Below are 8,424 nucleotides of genomic sequence, written 5' to 3' on the forward strand. Positions count from 1 at the left end.
CCCGTGCGGTTGACCGCAGTGCGGGCGGCGAACAACTCTCGCTGTGGCTGGGCCAACCCATCCACCCCGACCGGAGCCACACTCGCCCGGCACACCAACCGGGCTCCGCGCAGCCGCCAACTCTCGACCGCGCCCAGTCGAGAATTGGCGGCCAATGACCATTTCTAGCCAGTGATCCGCGGCGCCCCGTGGCCCGCGCACCAGGTGTTTCCTGGCCATGGATGGCCAACCCTAGACAAGGAATTCTCGCCGCCGGCGCTCGTGCGCGGAGAGTTGTACGCGCGTGCCCAACGGCTGGTCAAGGTGGCGGCGCGGCCCCCGGGCTTTACCGACGCGCGGTCGAGTAGGACCCCCGGAGCTACCGCCTGGGTGGTACCGGACCTCGATACGAGGATTTCCCGTGAAACGATGAGGCGCGTGGAAGCACGCAAGAACCCGGAGTACCTCAAGAGGCTGGCGACGGCGGTCACTGACTTCCGTGAAGCGCTCGTCGACCTGCTTGAGCTATATGTCGAGAACGGAGAAGCCGGCGGTTTGGGCGGGTTCGCCCGCGGTATCGCCCCGGCGGTCTTCCCGCGCGAGGACGCAAGCAAGGCGGAGATCGAACGTCGGCAGGCGCGGGTGTCCCGGGCAGCCGGGCTGGCTGCTGCCGCCGTGCCGCTGACGAACGTGGGGGTCGGGGTGCAGGGTGTCGGCGTTGTCGATCCAATCGCTGCTTGGCAGACGATCACCCGGCCGAAGCCGCTCCTGGAAGTAGTTGACGTGCTCGGCGCGTGCGACCAGGCGCTCGGCGGGCTGGACGGTTTGATCCTGCAGGCGGAGGCGGAACGTCCTCCGACGATTGGCGCGGAGGCGATGCACCCGACCGTGTGGGGCGCGGCGTCGCGTTTGTGGCGTGACCGCCATTTCCGCGAGGCCGTCGCGGCAGCGGCAGAAGCCGTCGCCCTGTTGGTCAAGACGCGCACTGGGCGCAACGACGTCCCGGACACCAGCCTCTGGCAGGAGGCTTTCTCGGACAAGGAGCCGGCACCGGGCAAGCCGCGGCTGCGCTGGCCGGGCGATCCGGCAAACCGGGACGTCAGTTCGATGAACGGTGGCCTCCGGTTCTATGCGCCCGGGGTGCAGATGACCATCCGCAACTCGGTCGCGCACGGAGCGGGGCAACTCGACGAGCAGGCTGCCGTGGAGCGGCTTGCCGCGCTGAGCCTGCTCGCCCGATGGGTCGACGAGTGCGACTTGATTGAGGCGCCGGCCAGGCCGGGGAAGGCAAACTGACCGTGCCTTTTCCACGGTGAAGGGGCGAGTCGATGGGCTCGCCCCTCGCTACAGGCTGACGTTGCCGAGCAACGTAGTCGCGCGGTCGTTGTCGATCGTCTCTACGGACGCTGTGTAGATGGTGCTGGGGCGGGGGCGCTGCTCGTCAGGCCCCGTGCCGGGCCGCCGCTCCGGCTCGTTCGAGTCGGCGGGTTGCTGGGCGAGGAAGGCGTACAGGTCGCCGGGCATGTGGTCGATACTCCTGTGGTGCTGGGCTGCGGATTGCTCTTCTGACTCGGTGCGCCGGAGATGAAAGGCCAGATCAGCGCGTACAGCACCGCAGATGCTACCGCGAGCAGAACGCCGTCCCGCAGGACCGTGATCCTGGTCCGGATGGTCTCTTCTCCCCAGCCGACCGCGTCGGCGTAGCCGAACGCGACCTGCTGCTGCAACGGTGTCGGGCCGGAAGCGACCGCGCGTGTGTCGGTCCGCCCGAAAACTGCTTGCGAGGTGAGCAGGGAGACTGCTCCGCCCAGGGCCAGCAACGCGAGGAGCGCGCTCACGATCCATCCGATGCCGGTCCAGGGCCCGTGTGCGAATGCGCGATTCGCACCCGCGGCAAGGACGCCGACCTCCGCCAGCCCGACGGTCAGCATCGTCGCGGCCCGTGACTTGTTCTTCTCAAGATCAGCCAGTTGCCGGTCGAGCTGCCGCCGCCCTTCTTCGATAACGGTCTTGCGATCGTCATCGGAAAGGCCGTCCAGACTGTCGGTAAAGTCTGTGGGCTGACCGAAGGTGGGCACCTCGACCCCTGGACGGAATACCGCGAGGACGTAGTAGCCGTATACCCGGGCTTCGGCGAACCGCTTGTCCGCGCTGATCACGCGCACTACCGGTCCGCCAGCCAGTCGGCGAGCGCCTGTGCCACTGACGTGGCAATCGGCTCGGGAAGGAACAACCACTGACCTCCCGGATTGAGATCGACAAACGCGGGGCCGTCTTCGTCGACCAGCCAGTCCTGGCTGCTGTAGCCGACGCCTAGGATCGTGGCCAGCCGCACAGCGGCTTTCTCGACCTGCGACCACCGCTCGGTGGCGGTGAAGGTGTGGTGCGCGGATTCGTGTTCGCGCCAATCGACCGGCAGGCCGGCAGCATCCAACTCGGCCGTCCAGGCGCGGCTGCCGACCGTAACGACCCGCAGGTGGACGTCGGCCGCGATGACCGTCTGCGCAAGGAACGGCGCGTCGAGCAGGTCGATGTGAGCCAGGTCGGTCGCCCGGACCTCCTTGACGTAGATCACCTGCGACGAACCGTCCGGCTCCTGGAAGTGGCCAGGACCAAGCGGCTTCAGGATGAACGGGTCCCCCAGATCCGCTGCAAGATCGCCTGGTGCGCCGCTCACGGCAGTGGCCGGGACTCGGATTCCGATGGCCATGGCGGTGCGGTACTGCACTACCTTGTTCTCCGCAGCGAACAAGGGATCTACCGGGGTTAACCAGGTCAGGCTCGGCTCGCGCAGGATCGCGGCGAGCAGCGCCAGTCGCGAGGACAGCCGTGCCGCGCCGTGACTGCCCAAAGTCACTCCCAGATCCCAGCCCGCAGGCGCCAGACGCCGAATCCAGCCCCGGGCAGCCCGATCCGCGCCGAGGCTTACCGCGGCCCCGGACACGTCGACCAGGCGGACGTTGATCGGGTCAAGCCACTGCACCACGCTGCTCAGGCTGACCGCGTCGAGGACGACCGTTCCCTGTGCGGGTAGCAGGTCCACGATGGCCTCGACATGGGGATCAGCGCGATCTCCGACGATCAGGACAGGGGCGGCAGAAATCAAGGCGCAACCGGGCCCAGGAGCATCCCGGACCGTTCTTCATCGGTGCTTTCGATCGACTCGGTGAACCGAGTCGACGGCCGGGAACGAGGGTCGGTCATGCCCTTTATCCCGGCGTCGCGAGGCGAGGACGCCACCTCGGCCAGCGAGACCGCGGCCGAAGCGGGGACGCTGAGAAGGTGATAAAGATCCACCGTTGGAACTCCTTCTCGGAACTGATAGGCGTATCTGGCCTGAACAGCGTACGCACACCGCCGAACCCGAGACCGCGTCGATGCGTTCGGGCAATCGACAAGCGGAAGCCCATGTCAGGACTACCTTGCGCGCCGCTGGTTAGCGAGCACGCCGCCGAGCCACTGGCCGCCGGCACGGACCCGCGCCAACCCCTAAACGCCGAGCCGCCAACCTCGCAGACGAGCGATCCAACGCTGATCACAACTAGTAACGACGCCCGGCTGCCGAGGGAGCACTCGCGCCAACCGAATACGCGAGGCTGCCAGTACACCAGTTAACCGCCTCGTCCGCGACCAGGCCGGCACGAGTCCAGCAAGTGCTTCCACCGGCGCTGACGAAAGGCCCGGCTCAACCGCGCCCGGGCTTCCGGGCTCGACAGGAACAAACCGTCGGATGTCTTGCTTCCACCTGCGCGGGAGTGATCTTGCCGCCCGGCGGCGGATCAAGCACGATCGCCGGCGCGGGGGTGAGCGTGGCACCGCAGTGCGGCCACGCGCTCGCGGTTGCGTCCGGCAGCGGACGCTCGTTGATCCCAGAACATTGCCGCACCTGCCCGTGTCGTCCAGCGGAAAGGCCGACTGTAGAGATCACCTTCAGTACCTGATGATCTGCGGCTTGGGCGGCAGTGCGACCCCCCGTGCCAGGCGTTGCGGCCCGGGTGAGGTCTGGTGTTACCGGTTAGCGCCTCGGACCAGGGTGGACAGGAACCGGATGGAGTTCTCCACACGGTGCTTGATAGCGCGGAGGGCAGGGATGTCGAAATTGCCGGCAGTGCCGTGCGTGCCCTTGTTGAACTGGGAGAACAGGTTCAACACGTCGTTGACGTCTTGCTCGACGAAGTCGCCCAGGGCTTCGTAGCCGGCGCCGTTGAGATCAAGCAGGTATCCGATCTTCTCGCGTCGTGCCACATCTCTACCGTTCGGCCCCCGTGCACAGTCTGGCTTGGCCTGCAGCACCGCGACGTCAGGCGCGCTCATATCGATCAGCTTCACCATGACCTCGCGGGCGCTGGTGCAGAAGTGTCGCGCCGCGTCGGGGTTGCGCGGGTTAATCGCGAACCGTGCGCCCTCCCACCGGTTGTGCAGGTCCTCCGACAGCGACGACAACTCGTCGGTGAGCGAGGTTTCCTCGATCTGCTCGGCGTTGGCGGCCGTGCCGTCCAGGAGGGTGTTGGCGAGCTGGGTGCTGTTGGCCGTCTCGGCCTCCGCCAGGTCGGCCAGCTGCTGCCCGCGTTCGTTCCAGCCCTCGGACTGTTCGTCGACGTGGGCGTACGCGGTGTGCAACGCAATGGTGGAGGTCTGCACCGTGACGTAGCGGGTCGTCGAGCGCTGCCGGTTGAACTGTGCGATCTCGGCGTTGAGCCGCTGCCGGTTGGCGCGCACGCGGGCGTTGTACGCCCGTACCTCGCGGTTGTGCTCGTCGACGGCCCGCTTGAGCTTGCGGTTGTAGTCCGTAACCTCGCGGTTGTACGTGTCGACGGCCCGCTTCACCTTGCGGTTGTGCTCGTTGACCATGCGGTTGTACTGGGCCGGTGTGACCTTTCGTGGCATATCAACCTCCGCGCGCGAGGGTACGCCCGAGGTACGACAAGCATGTGGGTCATTTCGGTGTGCGCGTCGGTGTTCCTTGGTCGGCGTCGCGTTCGATTGAGGACGCGGCACACGCCGTTGTCGGGTCGAGGCCGGGACGGGCGCGCCGCGGGTGGTGCTCGCTTGGGTCGAGTGGTGCACGTTGGCTGATCAACGGCGGCGCTTGGGTCGACCATGGTCGACGGCGCCGCGGTCAGGCTGGGTCGTCGTCGGCGACCAGCTCGGCCAGTTGGTACAGGAACGGCGGCACGAGCACCCGCAGCAGCTCGAACTGCCCATCGGGCACCATCACTTGTAGCCGGCTCATCCCGGTGGCCAGGAACAACAGCATCACCGCGGTGCTCGCCTGAGCCTTCGGGGACGGGGCCGGTTCGAGCAGTGCCTGGCGCAGCAGCAGCCGGTTGAGCCCGAAAGCGACGCCGTGAAACCACTGCAGCAGGCCCGGGAAGTCGGGCTGGGGTTCGCCGGCCGCGATTGCGTCCAGTTCGGCTTCCACGGTTTCGCATAGCGACACCGCCCAGCGGTGCATCTCGTCGACGGCCTGCCAGGCTGCCCGTAGCTGGGTGGGGGAGGCCTCGGTGACAATCCGAGTCAATTCGTCGCGGGCGTCGCCGGCCAGGAGCAGGTTCAGGCCGCGGCCGTCGTTGATGTCCGCTAGGGCGGGCCGGTCGTCGGGGTACTCGAGCATGGAGGCGACCGGGACGGCCGCGCCGGGAGGGGCCAGGGCCCGGGCGATCGCGGCGAGGTCGGCGTCCACGAATTCGCTGGTGCCGCCCAGCACCGCGGAGACGGCCGTGGTGAGGAAGTCCCGGCTGGTGTACGGCTCGGCCTCGGTGGAGCCTTTGTCGAACGCGGCCAGCTCCGGCATCGCGAAGGAGATGCCGGCCGCGGCGATGCGGGCGTCGACGTCGCGCAGGCGCCGTGGCAGCAGCACGCTCTTGCCGCTGTGTTTGCCTGCCAGTTCGTCCGCAACGTCGCCGATCCAGGCGCTGCGATCACCTGCCTCGTGCGGCCCGAGCAGCGCGTCGTGCCGGAAGTCGGTGGCGGCGGTCAGCCACGCCCGGCGCACGGTCGGTTCCGGGATCGGCAGGCCGGCCGCGAATGCCTCCAGGGCCAGGTCGTCGGGGCGGCGGCCCGGGCGGGCGTGGGCGCTGAGCCACACCACCGGGTCGACGGCCTCGGCCGGGGCGGTCGAGACACTGCCCTGCCCCTGCCCCGCACCACGTCGGTCGTTGCGGATCAGCAGTCCCGCCGTCCGCCACCGTTCGAGCTGGGCGAGTGTGGCCGTGGCTCCTCGTTCGCCGGCGGCGGCGAGCAGGGCGGTGTCGGCGGGGCTGGGCCGTTTGCGGACCACGACCTGCGACCGTACCGGCCGCTGTCGGGTTTGGAGCCCCGCGAGCTTGTCGGGAACCGGACGTTCGCCGACTGGTCTGCTGGTGTGGCACGAGGCAACGGGCATCTCGGGCCACGAAGGAGTGAACGGTTTCATGAACAGCGGAGATAGCTCGTCGACCCCGGATCCACGGGGACCTCGGCGGTGGACCACGATCGTGGCGGCTGGCGGGCCTGCGGCCGCCGGGGCGCTGGCCGCGTACAGCCCGGCGTGGGCGGTCGGCGTGGGCACCGCGGCGGGCGTATTCGCCGCGATCCGCGAGCTTTTCCAGCGATGACACCTCTGCACAGCACCACGACGAGATCGTTGCTGATCATCAACCTCGTCTACTGGACTGATTACCGAGCGCGACGAAACGGCCGTCATTTCGGGGAACTCGCACCAGCCGAATACGCGAGGCTGCCAGTACCACGATCATGGCCCGTGCGGGGTGCTACCGGTCAGCGGGTCCTGTCTTGTATCGCCGAAGGTTGCGAAGGTCAGAGTTAGATTGCGAGTGATCTTGCAAGGGTCAGAGTCACTCTGCGAGTCGCCGCCACGGGACAACTGTTGGCGGTGCTTGCTCGCCGATCTATACCGGCGCGTCGAGCGTTACGGCGAGAGCGGCTGCGATCGGGCCGGTCCGGCGGTTAAAAATGTAGTTCAGCCCGCCGTCCGATCGACTCTCGGCGATGTAGCCGGTCTTGCAGTCGAGCAGCAGGTCTGCGACGAAGTGCTCAAGACGCCAGCCCGCGGGATGAACCTCGGGCGCGAAGGGCTCGCCGAGCGATGCCCGCAGTTCTTCGTAGGCAGGGCTGTGGCCGTCTGGCTGCCCAGCCAGCGCGGTACGGAGTTGGAGGGCTGGCACGACCCGGCACCCGACATCGCACGCGCCGCTGGGTTCGCTCACGTCAGTGATAGGCACGGAGGCTGACGACGGGATCTGGCGTGGGTTGTACAGCAGGTAGTACACGGGGACGTTGCGCTGCCGCTCGTATGAGGCAATCGCGTTGTACTGGGTGACGCCGGTCAACAACGCCCTGTACCGCGACCCTTCGGTGAAATTGAAGATGCGTGGCTCAGTGATGGCCGCCCAGTCTTCATCGGAGTGGAACAGCCTCCCGAAGCCGGCCATGTACTCGATCGGCGTGTCCTCGTCGAATGGCTGCTCATCAGGGTAGAGCCGCTTGCTCTGCAACAGTGCGACCTTGGAGCGGAGGACCTTGCCGCCCTGGCGGTACACCACAAGAAGCCCGATGTCGGCGATTTCCCATCGACGCGGCCAGTCTCCCCACTCGCCGTAGTGACGTCCGCCGCCGAGGTAGTGCGTGCTGATCTCGACGGACCAGCCCGACGGGAATCGGCGCGGGGCGGAGACACCGAGGAAGTGCTGGATGAAGGTCATGTCAAGCGGCACTTCGTGGATGGTCGGGACCTGTGTCATGGTGCTCGCCACCCGCTCATTGCAGCCGGCAAAGACGCCACTCAGCCAGAGGCGAACGTCAGCGGGAATCGGGATCGGCGGCGCCACTGGGCTCTCCTGATCGGACGAAGACAACCTGCGGAACGACTGTCGTGCACGGGAACGGTAAGCATCATGTCGCACTACGACGGATGTTCGCGAACGCCAGCGTGTCGATATCGGCCACGTCGCCGGTCGGCATGTTCACAGCCCCCGCCGAACGAGCTGTGATCCCAGATTTCGCAAGGTAATCCTGACCAAGACGAGCTCGGATCGCTCAGACCTACGTTACGAGCAGCAGGTCGGCGTGGTCGACGCTCGCAACCTCTGCCTGGACAGAACAGGTCCGCCGGGTCCGGGCTGGACGGTCACGCACCACGGGAACACCACGATCGACGCGACGACCGAACGGTCCGGACGCCATCGCGGGTCGGGCCGCAAGGGCGGAACCTTCCGCTTCCCGGTCCACTTTGCGCGTCAATTCCTGGTTTCGCTTGTGTCCCCGGCGAAGCGGAAGCGGCAGCACCGACGCGTGGTAGCGGCGGGTAACGCGGTCGGTAACGCCGGGCCTGCCGCATAACCAGGCGCTACCAGTAGCGCTCCCGACCAGCGCAGCACCCTCGCTCACGGTCGTGTGGGGACCCCGTTCGGCGTGCGGGTCGACGCGGTTTTCGGTGGTCGCGTT

Annotated in this window: 7 protein-coding genes; 2 read left to right on the top strand and 5 right to left on the bottom strand. The window is 67.4% G+C overall.

Features of this window, described 5'->3' with window-relative positions; all coding sequences use genetic code 11:
* Window positions 1-417 precede the first annotated feature (417 nt).
* Window positions 418-1,275 carry a TIGR02391 family protein gene (locus Air01nite_RS39885; protein ID WP_203708618.1) on the top strand — a complete coding sequence of 286 codons (858 nt, stop codon included), beginning with the start codon at window positions 418-420 and terminating at the stop codon, window positions 1,273-1,275.
* A 101-nt stretch (window positions 1,276-1,376) separates the two neighbouring features.
* On the opposite strand, the gene Air01nite_RS39890 is transcribed toward Air01nite_RS39885, so the two are convergent.
* The 4 genes from Air01nite_RS39890 to Air01nite_RS39905 all read right to left on the bottom strand — a co-directional run bounded on the left by Air01nite_RS39890 (window position 1,377) and on the right by Air01nite_RS39905 (window position 6,259).
* A complete protein-coding gene (locus tag Air01nite_RS39890) occupies window positions 1,377-2,138 on the bottom strand; it encodes a hypothetical protein (RefSeq protein WP_203708619.1) in 762 nt (253 codons plus the stop codon).
* Window positions 2,139-2,143: 5 nt separating this feature from the next.
* The gene (locus Air01nite_RS39895; RefSeq protein WP_203708620.1) at window positions 2,144-3,085 is read right to left on the bottom strand and encodes an MvdC/MvdD family ATP grasp protein; all 942 of its coding nucleotides are present in this window, start codon (window positions 3,083-3,085) and stop codon (window positions 2,144-2,146) included.
* Between the two features lie 902 nt (window positions 3,086-3,987).
* A complete protein-coding gene (locus Air01nite_RS39900; RefSeq protein WP_203708621.1) occupies window positions 3,988-4,830 on the bottom strand; it encodes a pPIWI-associating nuclease domain-containing protein in 843 nt (280 codons plus the stop codon).
* 268 nt (window positions 4,831-5,098) lie between these two features.
* Window positions 5,099-6,259, bottom strand: a complete 1,161-nt coding sequence (locus Air01nite_RS39905) for a hypothetical protein (RefSeq protein WP_203708622.1) — start codon at window positions 6,257-6,259, stop codon at window positions 5,099-5,101.
* Window positions 6,260-6,392: 133 nt separating this feature from the next.
* Between Air01nite_RS39905 and Air01nite_RS39910 the strand changes: the two genes are divergently transcribed.
* Entirely contained in the window at window positions 6,393-6,575 is a 183-nt protein-coding gene (locus Air01nite_RS39910; RefSeq protein ID WP_203708623.1) for a hypothetical protein, read from the top strand.
* A gap of 294 nt (window positions 6,576-6,869) precedes the next feature.
* On the opposite strand, the gene Air01nite_RS39915 is transcribed toward Air01nite_RS39910, so the two are convergent.
* Window positions 6,870-7,808: a hypothetical protein gene (locus Air01nite_RS39915; protein ID WP_203708624.1), complete on the bottom strand. Its 939-nt coding sequence runs from the start codon at window positions 7,806-7,808 to the stop codon at window positions 6,870-6,872.
* Window positions 7,809-8,424: the final 616 nt, after the last annotated feature.

It is taken from the genome of Asanoa iriomotensis (assembly GCF_016862515.1).
Taxonomy (GTDB): domain Bacteria; phylum Actinomycetota; class Actinomycetes; order Mycobacteriales; family Micromonosporaceae; genus Asanoa; species Asanoa iriomotensis.

Coding starts and splice junctions, on each gene's coding strand:
- Air01nite_RS39910 (WP_203708623.1), top strand. CDS start 6,393: ATGAACAGCGGAGATAGCTCGTCGACCCCGGATCCACGGGGACCTCGG.
- Air01nite_RS39900 (WP_203708621.1), bottom strand. CDS start 4,830: ATGGTCAACGAGCACAACCGCAAGGTGAAGCGGGCCGTCGACACGTAC.